Source organism: Microbulbifer variabilis (assembly GCF_052467165.1).
In genome coordinates, this window is record NZ_CP174301.1 from 2762277 (window position 1) to 2781228 (window position 18952).

Consider the following 18952-nt stretch of genomic DNA (forward strand, 5'->3'; position numbering starts at 1 on the left):
ACTTGATTACAGCTATCCAGCTGTACTCTATCCCTCTCCAGACAACACAATCCGATACTTAGACTTGCCAGATTTCAGGTGCTTGAACGCTTCTTCAATCTGGCTCATGGGAAATATTTCCACCTGGGGCCTGATTTGATGATGAGCGACAAAGTCGAGCATGGTTTCCATGGTAGCTGGGCTACCTACCGGAGATGCGGAGATGGAGCGCTGGCCAAATATCATTGGGAAGAGTGTAAACTGTATTGGATTTACAATGGCACCGACAAAGTGTAAACGCCCCTTAGGCTTTAGCGCTTGCAAATAAAGATCCCACTCCAGATTGACATTTACTGTAGAGATAATGAAGTCAAAGCTCATTGAAGCAGACTTGATCTCATCAGGATCACGGGAGTTGAGGGTTTTATGGGCCCCCAATGATAGTGCTTCTTTTCTTTTATGCTCACTGGAGGTAAAAGCGGTTACTTCACAACCCCAGGCATTAAGGAACATGAGCGCCAAATGCCCTAGTCCACCAATGCCAATTACTGCAACTTTATCAGTAGGCTTGATGTTGAACTGCACTAATGGGTTGAATACTGTAATTCCACCACACAATAAAGGGCCCGCAGAGACATAGTCGATGTCCTCAGGAATAATCACAAGACTGCACATGTCAGCCCTGACCTTATCTGCAAAGCCGCCATTAGTCAGAATGGTAAAGCGCGCTTCAGCACAAAGGTTGTGGTTACCCAAACGGCATGAGTGGCAGGTCTCACAATAACCAGAATTCCAACCCAATCCCACTACCATGCCAGGCTTAAAATGGCTAGCTTGCCTCCCCGCCGCTACGACTCGACCAATGACTTCATGGCCCGCAACCATAGGGTATTTGGATACTCCCCATTCATCATCAATCATACTGAGGTCACTGTGGCAAACGCCACAATAGAGTACGTCCAGCTCAACTTCCGTCGCGCCCAACTCACCCAACTCTATCTGATAGGGCTGAAAGGGACCGCCGGCTTCCATTACTGCATAAGCATTGATGGTACTGTTCTCCGGCATAAGGTACTCCCGTTACTGTTAACCTGATTCAGGTTCCCACCACAGAAAACCAGTGCTCATCCAAACAAAAAAGAGCCGGGATATTCCCGGCCCAAGCCAAGTCCTGTGAGGTTGCTGAATTTCAGAGGACCTACGAGAAAACCTGGCTAATTCCTGTGATAGAACTTAGTTCAGTACGCGGTAACCTCGGCCGCGCAGACAATTCTTGATGATCTGGTCAGCCTCAGCCCCAGCACTCCCCGCACCGGAGAGACCGCCAACCAGTGCTCCGGCACCAGCTCCTGCTGCTGCGGCTCGGCTACTATCACCCACAATAGCTCCAAGCGCCCCACCTACTACTGCGCCTCCAGCGGCTCCGGCCAAGCCTCGTCGGCCCTGATCGCTATAGGTGGAGTAGGCAATCCCCTTACACTCGGAAAGATCCATTTGGTATTGATTCATGTTGACACCCCAGGTGTCGATCACAATTCCTCCAGCACCAGGCACCTGCTCCGGCTGGGCGGCACAGCCAATAAGAAGTGTTATACAGAGTCCAGCAGTGGCGGTAATACCAGTATTCATCGGATACCCCTTCCAGCTAGTGCTTAGAGACAGAGGTGCTGTCACGTATTTCTACTTTAGGTTTAGCTCTCAGTTGAAGTTGGCGCCAGCGAGGAAGCACTAAAAGAGGAGAAAAGTGTGACCCTGCAGACAGGAAAACCCGGACCTCACCTTAATTCCAGGAGCAAGCATTCGGAGGGTAGAACTTATCATACGCGGTAGACCGTCCACTTTCGTATTGGCTACATAAGAAAATACACTTGGGAAAAGTCTCTCAAACTATAAGCATCACTTATTAATACTTTTCATATGCTTATTGGGCATTTTTTAAACTCTCCCATATATTCACAGTTAATTGATGGATTCACAAAATCCATTGGTGATACACCTGAAAATGGTTGAAGGATACTAAGAATGGAATACGGCATATTGAAAAAGGTAGTCTTTGTGGCTGCGATTATTTACTCTTCAATAACTTCGGCAAGCGAGGACTATAAAAACTCCCCTGCAATATTTGCCAATAGTTATGAGCACATTATTATTGAACCAGAGTGGGCAGATGATAATAAACTGGAGTTAATTCAACCAAAAGAGTTTCGCCGCTGGGTATTTATTGGTTCGCCAATAACCCCAAATGGACTAAACGGGGGCAATGCCAGCTTTCCAGAATACCATAATGTTTATGTCCAACCAGAAGCCTTTCAATACTATCGGGATCATGGTAAATGGCCCGAAGGAACGATCATGTTAAAAGAGCTGCAACTTACCGGAGGAAAAGCAACAGAAGCCGATGGTTCGCGTTACGAATCCTCCGGTCGCGGTTATTTTCCCGGAAAAGTTAACGGCATGGACGTGTCTGTAAAAGATTCAACAAGATTTCCAGAGTCCAGGGGATGGGGATATTTTAACTTTGGTCACCATGCTCCCCCATATGCTGCCAGTACAGAAGCAATGGATATCTCTTCCTGCGCAGGCTGCCATATGGCCAATGCCACAGAAGATATGGTCTTTATGGATCTCTATCGGCCACTGATTTCCCCACTCAAGCTGCCAGAAGCTAAGTAGTCTCAGCAGAAAGCTTCACAATATCATCTGACCACTTAGCTTCCAAAGAGCTCCAATCATACCCAGATGTAGCAGCAATAAATTTTTCAAGAGCTGGGGACAAAACAGAATTATTGGTAGTAGCAAGACCTACTGTTCTAGATAATGGTGGGTCTGTAATTGGGAGGTAGTCAAGCTCCGGCTTAATTAATGAGTAAAGAGGAATCACACTGACTCCTGCTCCCTCTCTAATCAAGCATTGAATCCAGTCCTCTCGCTCGCTACGAAATACAATATCCAACTCCAGATCCTGCTCGCTATTGAACACTTGGCCTTTCTGACGGAATTCACAATGTAAACGCTCAACATAGGGTTGATTGGCAAGATCAGAAATAGAGATAGACTTTCGGCTTAAAAAATTATGGTTTGGAGGACAAGCCAAAACCAGCGGTTCCTGAAATAATTTCAGGAAGCGTATTCGTGAATGCGCCACACTTTGCGGCAGACAAAACACTGCATCAAGATTACCTGTCAACAATAGCTCTCCCAGAGCTGGTGGTGCGACATCATGAATCACCACGGATATCTGAGGATTATTTAATCGAAATTGACCCAACATCCCCACCAGAGCTTGCGGCCCAATGGTACACATGATCCCAATATTTAGCTCACCAGATTCCCCAGCTGTAATTGCGCGGGCTGTTAAGTTGACCAATTGCCGAGTATGATCAATTTGTTCAAAATTGCTCCGTAAACTACGGCCTAGCTCTGTCAACTCAATATATCGGCCTTCACGGTGTACTAAATTCCCACCGAGTTCCTCTTCTAACTTTTTAATACCTTGGGTTAAAGCTGGCTGCGACACATGGCACTGCTCAGCGGCACGAGTAAAGTTCAGCGTATCTGCCAGCGCAAGAAAATAGCTAACCTGCTTGAAATCCATTCTCTAGCCACACTCCCTTAAACCAATAAATAGTGACACCTTAGAGCAGGGTCTACTCCAAGGATTAAGTTATATATATCATTACAGATGATTAACCCGGCTGCTTTTTACTTAGAATGATCCGCCTAATGATTGGTACTGGTAAAAGATTTTCAAGCGTTGGCTCTGTGCCCTTGAATCGAGAATATTAACTACCCCCTCAAACCTAAGCAATTTACGACTGACCTTGTCATAAACTAAGTCGAGATCGCCGGCAAACAGTCGCAACAATGGCTGGGCTACGTCCACACGGATACAGGTATTCTCCAGCTGGTTTTGATTACAGGCTACTTTGCGCGCCCTCAGCTTGATTGCCCGCCCATGCATTGGAGAGGCAAAATTGAATTTGAGGACGTCACCACGCACTAATGCCTGCCAGTGTTCACGCACATATACATCAAAGCCAGCATCTACCACATCGATACTTTCCCGCTCTCGCATTACACTCTTCCAACCTGTCTGGCCGGACTTACGGTAGCGCATCAACCATTGCCCCTGCTCCCTTCGCACTTCACGTACTTCCCCGTGGCGAAGGTCGGTTTGTATAACTTCCGGCATAGTCGTGCCACCATGAGGGTTACCGGTATGATCCAGTAATGTCTTTTTAGCAAACAATTGCCCTTGAGCTGAAAAATACAGCACCTGTACCTGGCCATTTTCAGCGGGTAGATAATATTCACAGTATTCAAGGCTGTGGCTTTCTGGATCGAATGCCAGGCCCGTTGCAGAGGTCTGGCCTTGATAGCCACAGCCTGCCATTGATATCGCCAGGGCAGCCAGCAGCTCTAACATAGTTCACCCCATAGAAATATTTGATTAGCCCGGCCATCAGTGAGGCAACAGAGTAACTATTTGGATGCCGTATTCAGAGCACGTGCCAACCGAACAAAAACCGGCAACATCACAGCCCATAGTACTGACAGCACCATAACTGACTGCCATAAGGGCCGGTGTAGTTCCACGGTACCGTTTAGTAAAGCGCCGGTATAATAACTGAAAGGTCCAAAAATCCCACCTAGTAAGACAGGCAGCCATAAATTACGCTGCAGCACTGCCAGGCTATAACGCAGTGTCATAGCAAAGTTCAACCATAGACAAATCAGCCAGACCGGCGGCCAGGAGCTACCACTGAGATTGCGCAACACACCAATATGGAAAAGCACAGAGTCCACCCCCACACCGAAAAGAAAGATGCCCGCTAACCAAAGGGGCTCCCTGCGCAGATTTGCTATGAAAAGCAGGTGAATACTCAAATTAACCAGAGTAAAAGGCACTACAATCCAGGGGCGGGCAACAATCACACAGAGAGGCCATGCTATATCAAATAGTATGGCATTGGCGAAAAATCGCCACATTTTAAAAGCTACCGAGAAACCGCGGCTTGGCAAAAATAAACTGTGCGGCACTGATCACTCTCTGCATAAATCCACCCTCGCAATAGCACAGGTAAAATTCCCACATACGAATAAAGCGTTCATCAAAACCAAGAGCTTGCATTGCATCCACCTGCTTCAAAAAAGCCTCGCGCCAGTGGCGGATAGTATGTGCATAGTGGATGGTAATATCTTCCAGATCGACCATCTGCATATCCGTGGCTGTCGCCACATGGTGAGCAACCACCTGGTTTGATGGCAAGCAGCCACCAGGGAAGATATAGCGCTGGATAAAATCCACTTCTTTACGATATTGCTGATAACGTTGATCCTGAATGGTAATGGCCTGCATCACCATCAAACCATTATCTTTAAGCAAATGGCTGCAAGTAGAAAAAAACTTACGATGGTATTCATGCCCTACCGCTTCCACCATTTCAATAGAAACCAATTTATCGAAACTTCCCTGCAAATCACGGTAGTCTTGTAAGAGCACAGAAACTTTATCTTGCAGCCCCTCTTTTTGTACCCACTTTTGGGCATAGTCATACTGCTCTTCAGAAATAGTGGCAGTAGTTACCCGGCACCCATAGTGTTTTGCGGCAAAGATGGCCATTGCGCCCCAGCCGGTTCCTATCTCAAGTAGATGGTCATTGGCCTCTAGCTGTAATTTTTGGCAAATATGCCCCATTTTGTGTACTGAGGCATCAAATAGCGGCGTTTTCTCTGAGGGGAATATTGCCGATGAATAGAGCATGGTCTTATCGAGGAAAAGCTGAAAAAATTCGTTACCCAGATCATAGTGTGCAGCAATATTCCTACGCGAACCGTTAGGATTATTCGAGTTTAATCGATGCAGACCTCGCAGGAACATTCGTGGTAACTGACTCCAACGCCCGTCCATATCCTCAATCAGATCCATGTTATCGACCATCAAACGAATTACACTCAGAAGACACGGTGAAGTCCAGTCCCCTTGCATGTAGGCTTCACCAGAACCAATAGTGCCATTGAGTAACACCTGTACGTATGCACTGCCATCCAGTACCTTTATATGTGCACGAACACAGGCTTGATCTATAGGTTGGCCAAATCGATATTTATTAACTCCCTCCTCGATAAGCAAATGCCCCCTATCAATTACCCGCATCTTACTCAACACTAGCCTGCGGGCCAGGCGAACCATCCATGACTCTGATAGCCCCGCTAAAGAAGTACTCTCTTCCCTTTGGACCTGTTGTATGACTTTCATAGTTGCTCTTCTCCTCCCTGAGTCCCACGCTTACTACCCGGATGGGAAAAAACGGGGGTGCGCTTAATCCATAATTTCAGCGCCTGCCAATAAATTGTGGCTATTACCTTTGCGGTCATGAATGGGTACTGGATCAGGATACTATTGAGCACCGCGCTACTCACTTCACGGCGACGCAAGCTCAGTACAGCATCAAATAGAGGGCGCTCACTCTCTCCCCCGGTACTCGTGTCAAAATTCTGCAGATAAGCCGTCAGTCGATCTCCTGGAGTGATACTGCGCCACCGGTATCCCTGGGTAATCGGCATAAAAGGGGAAACGTGGAAAGCTTTGGCAAATGCCACTTTCTGTACCCGGGCACCAGAGCGGCAATCCAACACATAACTATGGCGTTCATTCCAGGGCGTATTGTGCACATCCAGTAAAAGCCAGCGTACCTTATTGCCCTCTCCGTCAAAACAGTAATAGATGGTGATTGGATTCATGTTGTAGCCAAAATAACGCCAATTAGCCAATACACGCACAGGGCCCTGCGGACGCTCTCCACAAACATCTTCCACTCTACGACGCACGGCCTCATCCAGACTTAAAACCGGATCACCAAAGAAGTCCTTCCTGCAAAAACGCGCCGGTGCCCAACCCCGCGTTGACCACCACCGCGAAAGAGAACAAAAGCTATCCAATTCCGCCAGGTCCAGATACACCATAAACACTTTATAACGAAACTGATTCTGCCTAGGTGAAAAACGGCGATGCTGTACCCAGCCCGTATAGATGGCACTCTCCACTACAATTTCCCCTTCACCAGCAAACCCCCAGGCTTTCGGCCACTCGCAAAGCGCTATTTACACCATCTTCATGAAAACCATTGGCCCAATAGGCGCCGCAAAACCAAGTACGGTTTACGCCATTGATACTGGCCCACTGCTGCTGTGCCCGCGAGCCAGCAACAGAGAATTGCGGATGGGCATACTCGAAGCGTGCCAGGATTTTCTCCTGTTGAATTCGCTCTTCCGCATTCAGCGTAACGCAGTAGGTTTTTTCTGTTTGTAGTCCTTGCAGGATATTCATGTTGTAGGTGAGAACTGGCAGCTGATCCTGCTCCGCGCGTAAGCGGTAATTCCAGCTAGACCAGCTGAGCTTGTGCTTCGGCAGCAGAGCGGTATCTGTATGCAAAACTACCTTGTTACAGGCATAGGGAATTGCTGAGAGGACTTGTTGCTCACGAACCGAAGCATCATCCAGGCATCGCAAAGCCTGGTCAGAATGACAGGCAAATATCACCCCATCAAAAGAATGTTGTTCACCGGCAGAAGTTAATAACTTCACACCTTGCTCTGTACGCCGCACAGAACAAACCTTAGTGGAGAGCCGTATTCTGTCGATATAAGGTGCTGCCAGGGGATCTATGTAGGAGCGTGACCCACCCTTGATCACCCGCCATTGAGGCCTGCGCACTATATTGAGCAAGCCATGGTTAAAAAAGAAGCGTACAAAAAAGCTGACTGAAAATTCCAGCATCTGCGACACGCTAGCCGACCAGATTGCAGAGCCCATAGGAACCAGGTAACGATTGGCAAACTCTGATGAATAACCATTTGCAGGAAGGTATTCGCCCAGGGTCAGGCCATCGTGCAAGCGCCCTTCTCGCCAATCACGTAACGCGCCGCGGTTAAATCGCACAATATCCCAAAGCATTCGCCAGTGGCCGGCACTGAGTATGTTGGAGCGCTGGGAAAACAGCGTATTCAGGTTATTACCAGCGTACTCAAAGCCCTCCCGATCACAGCGCACACTGAATCCCATTGAAGTTGGTTGGGATTCAACTCCGAGTTCATCCAACAAGCGAATAAAGTTCGGGTAAGTCCAGTCATTGAATACAATAAAGCCTGTATCAATTGCCAGTTGGCGCTCACCCTCCTGTATGTCGATAGTAGCGGTATGCCCGCCCAGGCGTTCCTGTTCCTCAAAGAGGGTTATGTCATATCTGCGGCTTAGTAAGTAAGCTGATGTGAGTCCGGCGATACCGCTGCCAATAATGGCAATACGCATCAATTCTTCCTTAAAGTGCGAATCCTACTTATCCTGGGTGTGCAAAAACGAAACCAAATAAAACGAAAAAAGCCAAAAAATCGTAAAGGCCAACTCAAACGTCGGGGGAAATCGATTACTGATTTTCCTTTTGAAAGGCCGCTCTCTATATATATTGCAGCCCGCTCCGGGCTGATTAGAAAAGGCATATCGAAATCGTTACGCGCCGTCAGTGGAGTGTCTACAAACCCAGGACGAATACATACAACTTTGAGGTTTGTATGGCAGGAATCGGCACGCACCGATGCCAGAAAATAATCGAGCGCAGCCTTTGAACTACCATAGGCCTCCGCACGCGGAAAAGGGACAACCGATGAAAGACTGCCGAGGGCGGCAAATATCGGGGCAGGGCTTACACTCAGCAGTGGCAGAGCGATGCGCAAGGTATTTATGACACCGAAGAAATTGGCATCAAACACCCGTCGATACATAGCACTTTCAAGCTGTAAATCATTGTCATATTCGCAGGTACCCGCACAGGCAATCACCATATCCAAGTGGTCGATAAACTCATTAAGGCGGGCGGGAACTGCCGCCATGGCATTATCGTCAGCAACATCACAGTCGAGTATCTGGATGCGGCTGGGCGCGCATTTTTGCAGCTCTACCAATGTCTCACGCCGGCGAGCGGAGGCAATTACAAAGTTATTGTGCCGAGCAAGGCGCAGGGCCAGCGCACGGCCAATACCAGAGCTGGCGCCGGTTACCCATACAGTCTTATCACGAATTTCACCCACCAGTCAGCCCTGGCCCAGCCGCGACTTGATTTTTCGAATCAGGGAACCCAGCAGAGGCACCTGCTCATAGACCATTGCACCCATGTCGTAAAAATCCTCGTGATAAAATACCTTATCCGAAAATCGCACCAAGCTGCAGCCCCGCAATCGCAACGGCCGCCCCCCTTTCAAGGATTGGTGGGAGTAGTTCATATGCCAGGGTAAGCAGGCACTTTCATGGGTAATGGATGTCTCTTCAAAGCGGAAGCGACACTGGGTAAGTCCCCGGCTCATTTCACCAAAGTGCGCTTTTAACGCTGATAGCCCCTCAATTCGGTATAGTGGGTCGCGAAAAACAACGTCATCGCTATATATCGCAGATAAATCCGCTGGATCTCGCATCAAAAAATCTTGGTAGTAAGTCTGAAGTTCTTTTACCAGCGTTTGACTGCTCATAGCCTCTTCCACAATATCCCGCACTTCTGTCCCTTAAATCTACGCCCAACCACTGAGGATGGATCACAAGCAAGATACAAAATAAATTTCAAAAAACCACATCCATACCTTTCCAGTGAGCGTAGTAAGTATCGACAATACAGCAAAGAGCGCTAAGATGGCGCAGATACAAAAACTCAATAGCAATGGAATTGCAGTGAGAGCCACCCAGGACTGTGCAGATGACTGGAGTACATTACTCACGCGGGTCGGTACCCAGCGTGACAGGCAGGCATTTGAACGTGTTTTTCGGCACTTCGCTCCACTGATTAAGGGCTTCCACCACAGCCGTAGCACCCAGGCACTCAATACCGAAGCAGCTGATGAATTGGTGCAAGAGGTAATGCTCAAGGTATGGCACAAGGCACCCAGCTTTGACCAGAGTAAGGCCTCTGCCAGCACCTGGATCTATACGATTATGCGCAATTGCCGTATCGATATGCTGCGCCGCAACCAGCGCCATCGGCACCGGGAAGGCGATATAGATGTCGCTGACATCTGGGATGAGGCTCTGGAAAATCAGCCCCTGCTTTTCTTGCAACATAAACGCAATGAGCGGGATATTGCCGACGGTTTAAGTGCACTGCCGGCAGAACAAAGCCATATCCTGGAAAAGGCCTACATGGAGGGAAAATCCCACAGTGAAATATCACAAGAGCTGCGCCTACCGCTGGGCACGGTGAAATCCCGCGTGCGCCTGGCAATGAAGAAATTACAAGCTCGATTTGTCAGGTGATCGCCGTATGATTCGCCACCACCCCGATAATAACTTACTGTTGGAATACGCCGCCGGCAGCCTGGCACGCGGACCTAGCCTGGTAGTCGCCGCGCACATCCAGATGTGCGCGGACTGTCGCTCACACTACCACAGCCTTAATTGCCTGGGTGGCTCCCTGCTAAACCAAAGCCCCGCTCAACCCCTGAAGTCCAAGGCTTTCGAATGCTTAATTGCACGTATCGACCAGACCCAGGAAAAGATTACCGATCTGGAAAAACCTGCTAGACAACCAGACTTATCAATCAAGCAGGTCCCGGCAATGGAACATTTACCAAAAGTATTGAACAAGTTGCTGGAAAAAAACCCCAGCAGCAAGTGGAGAAAAGCTTCTCGCAATTTAGAAGTGTGCCGGGTGAGGACCGGGCAAAGAGAGTATGAAGTCGCCTTTCACCGTCTACGCAGGGGAGCCAAGCTGCCAGAACACGACCACAGGGGGCCAGAGTTTGCAGTGGTTCTAAACGGCAGCTTCTCTGACCACAATGGGATTTATGGGCCGGGAGATTTTGTATATCGCGAACCTGGCCAGATACACCGCCCAATTGCCACCCAGGACCAGGACTGCCTGTGCTTTTCTGCAGTGGCTGCCCCGGTAGCCATCACGGGGATCAGCGGTTTATTACTCAACCGATTGATCCCCTTCCGCCCAGGTTAATATAGCCAGAGAAAGATCCGGGCTATCAGGATGCCACCATCGAAACCTGATCTCCATCCACAAACAGCCCAAACAGCTCCTGCCAACGCTCTTTTACCAAGGCAAACTTCTGCTCACGCACATGGCCATAACCACGCACCTTGAGCGGGATCTCCAGCAGCTCCTGCGCAGTGGCAATATTGTCTGCTCTGAGTTGAGCTGCTACTCCCTCTACGGCCAGGGCCACCTGGTGTGCCCAGTCGCGCTCTGCGCGACGTTCCCCAGAGTAGCCAAATATATCCATAAAGGTACCGCGCAGTACCTTGCCCCGTGCCAATAATGGCATCAACTTACCCATCCAGGGACCAAACTGCATTTTTCGCACTGTGCCACTGGCATCCGGCCTGGCCAGTATTGGCGGCGCCATATGGAACTTCAGGGTGTAATCACCGGTGAAAGTCTCGCGCAGCTGCCGCTGGAAATCGTCGCCACTGTAGAGGCGCGCCACCTCGTATTCATCTTTATAGGCCATGGCCTTGTAAAGACTATTAGCCGCAGCCCGGGTCAACTCTCCGGATGTGCCCTGCAGAGACAGCTCCGCCTGATGTAACTGCTTAATACGGCGGGTGAATTGATGGGCATAAGCTGCATTTTGGTACTCACTCAATTCACCTGCCAAACGGGCGATCAGATGCTGAACACTCTCTTGGGGCTCAATCATTTTTACTGGCTGCGCTGGAACCGCCAGTTTTTCAATTGCCCTTGGGTCAGTCGCCAGCAGGCGCCCTGCACGGAACGCCCGCAGGTTATTTTCCACCGCGACGCCGTTTAACTGGATGGCCCGCTCCAAAGCTGCTTCACCGATAGGCAGCAGGCCCTTCTGGCAGGCAAACCCCATAATCATTAGATTACTGGCAACAGTATCCCCAAAAAGGGCCTGAGCGTATTTATTTGCATCGAAGGCAAAATACTCAGCGCACAGGGACTCAATACTCTCTTGGGTGGTATCCGCCGGAAATGCCAGCTCATTATTGCGAACGAAAGCAGCTACCGGCACTTCTGCAGTATTAACTAGCGCTCGCATCTTTCCGGTGGCAAATTTCGGGCGCTGGCCTGCGGCCGTCACCATATCGCAGCCGAGTAATAATTCAGCTGCGCCATCGCGAATTCGTGCAGTGGTAATTGACTCAGGGCGAGCGCCCACTTTTACATGGGCTACCACCGCACCGTTTTTCTGTGACAATCCAGTGAAATACAGGGTGGTGCTGCCTTTATCTTCAAGGTGCGCTGCCATTCCCAATAAGGCCGCCACGGTGAGTACACCACTGCCACCAATTCCTGCAACCAGAATACTAAGTGGCTGCTGTAAATCTGCAGCTGGGGCCGCCGGTAATTCGGCGATGGCAGAATCCAGGGATTCGGCCAGCGACTGTACCGGTGGCTTTTTCAATTCACCGCCCTCTACAGTCACAAAGCTCGGACAGAAACCATCGGCACAGCGCATATCCTTGTTACAGCTGGACTGGTTAATCTGGCGCTTGCGCCCAAAAGGTGTCTCCAGTGGCTCCACTGCAATACAGCTGGATTGCACACTGCAATCCCCACAGCCCTCACACACCCGCTGGTTAATCAGCAGCCTTTGGGCAGGATCAACCATCTGCTTTTTCTTGCGACGACGGCGTTTTTCCGCTGCACACACCTGCTCATAAATAATCGCAGTGACACCGGGAGTCTCACGAAGGCGACGTTGAACTGCATCCAGCTCTGAGCGATCCAGTACTTCTATCCGGGCCGGTAATAAGTTGCGATGCTCGTGCCAGTGGTCCGGGTTTTCGCTCAATAAAACCACTTCCCCGACGCCCTCTGCCAACAGCTGGGCGGCCAGGCTTGGCGCGTTCACCTCACCATCAGCGGGCTGGCCGCCGGTCATGGCTACCGCATCGTTGAGCAGGATTTTGTAGGTAATATTGACTTTGCTGGCCACAGCTTGGCGAATAGCAAGCAAGCCGGAGTGATTGTAGGTGCCATCACCCATATTCTGGAAAATATGCTCGGCACTGGAGAAACGGTGCAGGCCCACCCAATGGGCACCCTCACCCCCCATATGGGAATAAGTATCGGTGCGCAGGCCTTTACCCAACGCCATAATGTGACATCCGATACCGGCACTACCCAGGCTGCCCTCTGGCAACTTAGTGGAAGTATTATGCGGGCAGCCAGCACAAAATATCGGTTCCCGCGCAAGCAAACCGCAGGCTTTAGTTGGTACATTCCCACCCAGCTTCTCAGCCAGAGGAATCAGTGTCTCTGCCAGATCAGTATCTGACAGCCAACGGGCAATCGCCTTGGCTACCTGATCTGGCCCAAATCCCCAAATAGCGGGCAGCAGATCATCGCCATTCAGGTCTTTCTTACCGATCACTTTCGGCCGGCGTCCATCCTCCCAGCCGTAAAGCAGGTTTTTAAGCTGGTCTTCCACCAATGGACGCTTTTCTTCGACGACCAAAAGGCGCTCCATGCCATCGGCAAACTCACCAATGCCCTTGGGCTCCAAAGGCCAGGACATTGCGACCTTAAAGATGGAAATGCCCGCTCTGTTCAAATCTTCTTCGCTCAAATTGAGCAGTTGCAGAGCTTCCAGCAAATCACCGTGGGCCTTACCGACAGTGACAATTCCGAAGCGTTTGTGTTCAGCTTTATGGGTGGTTTTGTCCAGGCGATTTGCATAGGCAAAGGCCTGGGCCGCCGGCAGACGCTCCTGCAACATACGACGTTCATACTCCAAGCGCTCCGCCGGCCAGTTGAGGTGCGGGTCATAATTCAGGCCATGCGCTGGAACAGGAAAGTCTGCGGGAGTTACAAACTGAGGCAAACCGGGCACAACCAGGGAGGCCCCAGCTTCTACGGTTTCAGTAATTGTCTTGAAGCCCACCCACAAACCGGAAAAGCGGGATAAGGCGATACCGGCAAGCCCGAGTGTCAAATATTCATCGATTGAGGCCGGAAAGATTAGCGGCATCATCACCGACTCAAAAATCTGGTCGGTATTGTGAGAGAACATGGAAGATTCAGCTGTGTGATCATCGCCACACAGGGCCAATACACCACCGAGTTTGGCCGTACCCTGAATATTTGCCTGACGGAATACGTCTGCAGTGCGATCTACGCCGTGGCCCTTGCCATACCAGATCGAAAAGACCCCATCGCGTGTTGCCTGTTTGCGGTAATGATCGACCAGCTGGGTGCCCCAGATATTAGTAGCCCCCAGATCTTCATTGATACCAGGCTCAAAATGGATATCGTGCCCTGCCAGCAGCTTCTTGTGGCGCCACAGGGCCTGATCGTAGCCGCCGAGGGGAGAACCGCGATAGCCGGAGATAAAGCCAGCGGTGTTGAGGCCGGCCAATTCATCCATGCGCTTCTGCATCAAGGGCAGGCGCACCAGTGCGTCAATACCAGTCAGAAAGACCCGGCCAGATTCACGAGTAAATGCGGCTTTAAGGGAATACTCCGTATCAAAGCCAAGCTCCTGATCGCCTTCGACCATTGCCATGGGTACCACCTGTGTATTCTTTATTGCTTTTCTCGCTACTGGGTGCTTAGGATCTGCAGGCCACTTTTTTCAACTCAGCGGACGTAAAGCAGTTTGAAGGCAAACCAGAGCTTTTGATTAGCCGCTAAAATTAACATCGGCCGCCTGGGCAGGTCATACCAAAATAGGCCTGACTAGGGCATAATACGGACACAACTCGCTAAAGATCGCCAACTGATGGCAACAAATCACTCAAAATGCCACATTTTGGAGGATCTATCGAAGAGGGAGGGCCCAGATGTGCCACCACATTTGAGCGCTGAATACCCGGGCTACTGTCCACCGATACCTCCCGAGAGCTACAGCAACCGGGTGTGTGACGAAAGTAGCTAAGTTGGTCGCTACATGGGATGTAGGTAAGAGTGAGTATTTATAACAAAGACAAAACCGTTTCACAGCAACGCTACGGCAAAGGCTTTACCACGCTTAGCTCGAAGACTGAAGCTAGCAGGTAATTCACATTATCGGTTCATAAAAACCAACCGTTTACTGGAGACATGAATAGACGGGAAGGTTACCCGGTTTGCCAGGTTGAAAGTGAGACTGCCGGAAACCCGGTATACGTTCAGAAAGATGAGATACGGAAAAAACCATGGCCTATTTACTGGATGCCATCGATAAAAAGATCCTGGAAATTCTTCAACAGGACGCCACTATTCCCAATATTGAACTGGCAGAAAAAGTCTGCCTCTCCCCTTCCCCATGCTCGCGCCGAGTCAAGAACCTGAATGAACAAGGCTTTATCAAGCGTGCCGTGACCTTACTGGAGCCGGAAAAAGTAGGACTGCCGGTGAGCGTCTTTATCCAGGTTACCCTCAACCACCAGGTCAAAAAAGAATTACAGGATTTTGAATCCGTAATAGGCCAATGGCCGGAAGTGATGGAATGCTACTTAATGACGGGAGACTTCGACTACTTGCTCCGAGTCGTGGTCCCCAATCTACAGGCCTACCAGGAGTTCTTGGACAAGAAGCTCACCGAGCTACCGGGCATTGATCATATTAAGAGTAGCTTCTCCCTCAAACAGGTACGCTACCGAACAGAACTACCATTGGATCAGTTACTGGAAAAGAAGGGACAGTAAGAGAGAATTGCTCTCCTGCGAAGCTGGCAAGTTCATATCTTACTTCGCTTTAAGCGCCTGAGGAATAACCAGGCGCTCCCCTCAAGTAAACACCTAAGTCGAATCATACCCCGGCACCCACCATTTGTAGCGACCTAAAAATCCGCTCATTCACTTACTGCCCAAACCCAGCGGGATATAAACATGTGAAAATTTAAATAGCAAAAATACCTACGACTAGAAAACTACACCTTTTATAAAACCCGCAGGATAAGACAAGTGCAAACTTTTATTAGATCGACGTTACTCATTGCCTCTATCGGAGGTGGTTTTATGGGCTGTGTCTCAGCCCTGAATTATTTCTTTGCTTTCAGTAGCTGGACTATAGGTGGGGCTATTGTGAATGGCCTGGCCCTTACTGTCTTTATATATACACTCTATGCCGGACTGCAATTTTCTAAATCCGCTTCAAATACCAAACAGCTTTCACGCGCTTTTCTCCTCCAGGTTCCATGGCTTTCCTCACCAATCTTGATGTATAAAATTGGAACAGGAATATCCCTTGCTTTCATGTACTCCTCACACGGAGGTAATTACTTTTTCAGCCTGGGAGCCAATTATTCCATGGCTATTTTCAGTGATAGGCCTTGGGGTATTGGGGTAAACTTAGCAGCTATCGGGTTCCTAATGCTAATCAAGCTTTACAAAAAATAAGTTGCCTCGAAATATAAGAAGCCCCAAGGTCTATCGATGCCCTAAATGTCATGACAAACAATTCAGAAACCAATAACAATACTCAAAAAATGGATCAATCCCAGAAAAAACCTAAAGACACCTTGATACTCCTTCATGGCGCCCTTGCAGATGAGAGGATGTGGGAACCGCACATCCAGCTCCTATCCAAAGAATTCACTGTGGTTAATTTTACCCAGAGACATTTTGGTATAAATGGACAAGATTCAAATGGCAACTTTGGAATTGATACCCATGCCGAGGATCTTAATTCATTTATTAAGGAGAAGACCAGTAAGCCCGTGCATCTTGCAGCCTGGTCTTATGGAGCCGATGTGGCCTTGAATGCTGCAATTAAGTCTCCTACCCTGTTTAAAAGCCTATTTCTCTATGAACCAGGATATCCGGGACACCTGGATAATGAAGAGATGGCTAAGTATATGCAGGATGCCGAGGCCATGTTTGGCAAGGTGTTCCAGGCCGTTTCTGATGGGAATCTCGAAGTGGCAGTAGAGTCCCTAATTGACGGGTCCGGTAATAAGGTCGGGTATTTTTCTTCCCAGTCGCAAAATCACCGCAGCCAACAACTGGAAAATACCCATACCCTACCCCTACAATTGAATCAATCTGAACAGCCCTCTCTGGATAAAACCCACCTTTCGAGAATCCAGATTCCAACCACTATTGCCTTTGGCAGCGATACCAGATCTCTTTTTCGAATAGTATCTAAATCTGCAGCCATCCACATCTCCAGCGCCAAGCTAATTGAAGTTCTTTCAGAAAATCATATGCTACCGCTGGAAAATCCGGAGCAATTTAGCCAGCTCATAAAAGAACATATAGCCAGGGAAGAATAATCGTTAGTCGATTTGGATGATTAAAGAAAGGGGGAGCATTAAATGCTCCCCCTTAGCAATTAATACAGCCTTAGTATCAGCGGCTACTCGGCCTTACAGATACGGGCATCAGAATACCAGTTGCCCGCCTGGCAGGTTGCGCCTGACTCACAATGAGAGTCATTCGTGCAATAACATTGGCCTTCCGCATTACATTCCGGGGTCAGGTAATTTTCCAAAGGATCTTGCCCACTCACCCTCTCCCAGAAGGGATTAGTAAATACGTTGTTTGGATCCAGTTCAGCCTTGGCATCCAGGAACTGAGACCACTTGGGGAAACGCGACGGCATATTTTCGAAGATCGCCACCGAGTTCTTACCCCAATGGGGTCTGGCTCCATACTTGCGCAGAGACATCTGCTCAATTTCCAGGTTTACGAAGTAGTTCTTGGGCACTGCTTCGCCACGCTGGCGCAAGGTATATTCAATACCCACAAACGCAGTATCGCGGCCGGCGCTCATGCCCAGGTAGCTATCAGAAGCCTTGCCAAAACGGAAATAGATACCATTCAACGGGAAGCAGGTTCGCTCACTGTGTGCAATAATCTGACGTACATCTGCAATCCAGTTAGGCAGCTCTTCAAAGGGAATGGCAACTTCCTGCAGGGCAATCGGTAGCTTATCCCATACGCAGTTGTTAGGCTCCTTACAAACAAAGTGCTGCATCAGATCCGCATGACCAGTCGGCTTAATAAACTTCTTAAAGCCGCTATCTACATCCCTGAAATAAGAACTGGAGCGTGCGGTATAACGCAAGGACGCTGCAAAGCACTGCAAGGCAGAGCTGTCAGCTTCATGTAAGCTGTCAAAAATAAGACCGAAAAGGTATTCAGAGAAATCAGAGACATCCGCCTGGGCATTATAGGCATTGCCTTTGGTATCCAGGGGAACTTTATTGTAGGTGGTTACCGTATAACGACCGAGTCCGGGGAACCAGGCAACATTGGCTGAGTGATTATCCCGGGCCAGATCCAGTATTACACTCTCAAGGTCTTCATCATCCCGGTGCCCTTTCACCTTGGCCTGAACTTTATAACCGGGTTCAGCCTCAATAGTGACTTCCACCACTATGCCGAGGACTCCCAGGTTTACTCGGGCGGCGTTGAGCATCTCCCCACTCAATACACGCAGATCTCCCTTGCCATCGACAATTTTTAGCTCAGTGACATAGTCTGAGATCATGTTGCTTTTTTGTGTAAAAGTTGAACCGTGAGTGCCGCTACCGAGCATGCCGCCAATTGTAAATATGGCTAGTTCTGTCACCATAGGAACGCTAAGCTCATGCTCTCGCAGGTAGGCCGTCAGGTCGTTAAAGCGCATTCCTGCCTGAACGGTCACCAGGCGGTTTTCTTTATCCAGGCTAATCACCTGATCCATATTTTTTAAGGTGACCTGAACTTCACCATTTCCTGCACAGGCAGCATCAATCTGGCTGTTAAATCGGCGAGTACCCGCCATTACCTTACGCCCCTGCGCAGCGGCATTGCGTACAATATCCTGAACCTCTGCTACCGATGAGGGATCATAGATAACACCTGGAAAACAGTCCTGGGTACCCTGGTAATTCTTAATTACCTCGGGAACCTCAATGGGTGGTGGCAATTGTGCTGCTGAAGCCCCTGCAGCAATAAACAGACCTGCCGCACAAAGTAAGTTGGTGGCCCCGCGCAACAAACGACATCGCCCGGAAGAAAGTAAATGGTACATGCCTTTGTTTCCTT

The 18952-nt window shown here is 49.3% G+C and carries 18 protein-coding genes; 6 read left to right on the forward strand and 12 right to left on the reverse strand.

Features of this window, described 5'->3' with window-relative positions; all coding sequences use genetic code 11:
• Positions 1-27 precede the first annotated feature (27 nt).
• Positions 28-1047, reverse strand: coding sequence for an NADPH-dependent aldehyde reductase Ahr (gene ahr, locus ACJJIP_RS12215; protein WP_020415002.1), 1020 nt, complete (start codon positions 1045-1047; stop codon positions 28-30).
• Positions 1048-1212: 165 nt separating this feature from the next.
• Entirely contained in the window at positions 1213-1608 is a 396-nt protein-coding gene (locus ACJJIP_RS12220; protein ID WP_020415001.1) for a hypothetical protein, read from the reverse strand.
• A gap of 426 nt (positions 1609-2034) precedes the next feature.
• On the opposite strand from ACJJIP_RS12220, the gene ACJJIP_RS12225 reads away from it, so the two are divergent.
• Entirely contained in the window at positions 2035-2652 is a 618-nt protein-coding gene (locus ACJJIP_RS12225; RefSeq protein ID WP_444945236.1) for a cytochrome P460 family protein, read from the forward strand.
• Here the strand turns inward: ACJJIP_RS12225 and ACJJIP_RS12230 are convergent.
• The 8 genes from ACJJIP_RS12230 to ACJJIP_RS12265 all read right to left on the reverse strand — a co-directional run bounded on the left by ACJJIP_RS12230 (position 2645) and on the right by ACJJIP_RS12265 (position 9501).
• Positions 2645-3574, reverse strand: a complete 930-nt coding sequence (locus ACJJIP_RS12230) for a LysR family transcriptional regulator (protein ID WP_444945237.1) — start codon at positions 3572-3574, stop codon at positions 2645-2647. The genes ACJJIP_RS12225 and ACJJIP_RS12230 overlap by 8 nt on opposite strands.
• 111 nt (positions 3575-3685) lie before the next feature.
• A complete protein-coding gene (locus ACJJIP_RS12235; protein WP_020414998.1) occupies positions 3686-4405 on the reverse strand; it encodes a hypothetical protein in 720 nt (239 codons plus the stop codon).
• Positions 4406-4461: 56 nt separating this feature from the next.
• Positions 4462-4968 carry a DUF2878 domain-containing protein gene (locus ACJJIP_RS12240; protein ID WP_353375170.1) on the reverse strand — a complete coding sequence of 169 codons (507 nt, stop codon included), beginning with the start codon at positions 4966-4968 and terminating at the stop codon, positions 4462-4464.
• A 1-nt stretch (position 4969) separates the two neighbouring features.
• Entirely contained in the window at positions 4970-6238 is a 1269-nt protein-coding gene (locus ACJJIP_RS12245; RefSeq protein ID WP_444945238.1) for a class I SAM-dependent methyltransferase, read from the reverse strand.
• Positions 6235-7026 (reverse strand): DUF1365 domain-containing protein, encoded by a 792-nt coding sequence (locus tag ACJJIP_RS12250; protein WP_020414995.1) that lies wholly within the window; start codon positions 7024-7026, stop codon positions 6235-6237. Before ACJJIP_RS12250 ends, ACJJIP_RS12245 begins: the two co-directional genes overlap by 4 nt.
• A gap of 13 nt (positions 7027-7039) precedes the next feature.
• Positions 7040-8290: an NAD(P)/FAD-dependent oxidoreductase gene (locus tag ACJJIP_RS12255; protein ID WP_353375169.1), complete on the reverse strand. Its 1251-nt coding sequence runs from the start codon at positions 8288-8290 to the stop codon at positions 7040-7042.
• A complete protein-coding gene (locus ACJJIP_RS12260; RefSeq protein WP_020414993.1) occupies positions 8290-9066 on the reverse strand; it encodes an SDR family NAD(P)-dependent oxidoreductase in 777 nt (258 codons plus the stop codon). Before ACJJIP_RS12260 ends, ACJJIP_RS12255 begins: the two co-directional genes overlap by 1 nt.
• A gap of 3 nt (positions 9067-9069) precedes the next feature.
• Positions 9070-9501 carry a nuclear transport factor 2 family protein gene (locus ACJJIP_RS12265; protein ID WP_444945239.1) on the reverse strand — a complete coding sequence of 144 codons (432 nt, stop codon included), beginning with the start codon at positions 9499-9501 and terminating at the stop codon, positions 9070-9072.
• Between the two features lie 157 nt (positions 9502-9658).
• Between ACJJIP_RS12265 and ACJJIP_RS12270 the strand changes: the two genes are divergently transcribed.
• Both ACJJIP_RS12270 and ACJJIP_RS12275 read left to right on the forward strand, forming a co-directional pair.
• Positions 9659-10276 (forward strand): sigma-70 family RNA polymerase sigma factor, encoded by a 618-nt coding sequence (locus ACJJIP_RS12270; protein WP_020414991.1) that lies wholly within the window; start codon positions 9659-9661, stop codon positions 10274-10276.
• Positions 10277-10283: 7 nt separating this feature from the next.
• Positions 10284-10970, forward strand: coding sequence for a ChrR family anti-sigma-E factor (locus ACJJIP_RS12275; protein ID WP_020414990.1), 687 nt, complete (start codon positions 10284-10286; stop codon positions 10968-10970).
• 25 nt (positions 10971-10995) lie between these two features.
• Here the strand turns inward: ACJJIP_RS12275 and ACJJIP_RS12280 are convergent, their stop codons facing one another.
• Positions 10996-14502 carry an indolepyruvate ferredoxin oxidoreductase family protein gene (locus ACJJIP_RS12280; RefSeq protein ID WP_444945240.1) on the reverse strand — a complete coding sequence of 1169 codons (3507 nt, stop codon included), beginning with the start codon at positions 14500-14502 and terminating at the stop codon, positions 10996-10998.
• Positions 14503-15133: 631 nt separating this feature from the next.
• On the opposite strand from ACJJIP_RS12280, the gene ACJJIP_RS12285 reads away from it, so the two are divergent.
• The 3 genes from ACJJIP_RS12285 to ACJJIP_RS12295 all read left to right on the forward strand — a co-directional run bounded on the left by ACJJIP_RS12285 (position 15134) and on the right by ACJJIP_RS12295 (position 17193).
• Entirely contained in the window at positions 15134-15625 is a 492-nt protein-coding gene (locus ACJJIP_RS12285) for an Lrp/AsnC family transcriptional regulator (RefSeq protein ID WP_020414988.1), read from the forward strand.
• 258 nt (positions 15626-15883) lie between these two features.
• Positions 15884-16318, forward strand: a complete 435-nt coding sequence (locus tag ACJJIP_RS12290) for a hypothetical protein (RefSeq protein WP_282950943.1) — start codon at positions 15884-15886, stop codon at positions 16316-16318.
• 50 nt (positions 16319-16368) lie between these two features.
• Positions 16369-17193 (forward strand): alpha/beta fold hydrolase, encoded by an 825-nt coding sequence (locus ACJJIP_RS12295; RefSeq protein ID WP_444945241.1) that lies wholly within the window; start codon positions 16369-16371, stop codon positions 17191-17193.
• An 83-nt stretch (positions 17194-17276) separates the two neighbouring features.
• On the opposite strand, the gene ACJJIP_RS12300 is transcribed toward ACJJIP_RS12295, so the two are convergent.
• Positions 17277-18938 carry a D-arabinono-1,4-lactone oxidase gene (locus ACJJIP_RS12300; RefSeq protein WP_282950944.1) on the reverse strand — a complete coding sequence of 554 codons (1662 nt, stop codon included), beginning with the start codon at positions 18936-18938 and terminating at the stop codon, positions 17277-17279.
• Between the last annotated feature and the right edge of the window lie 14 nt (positions 18939-18952).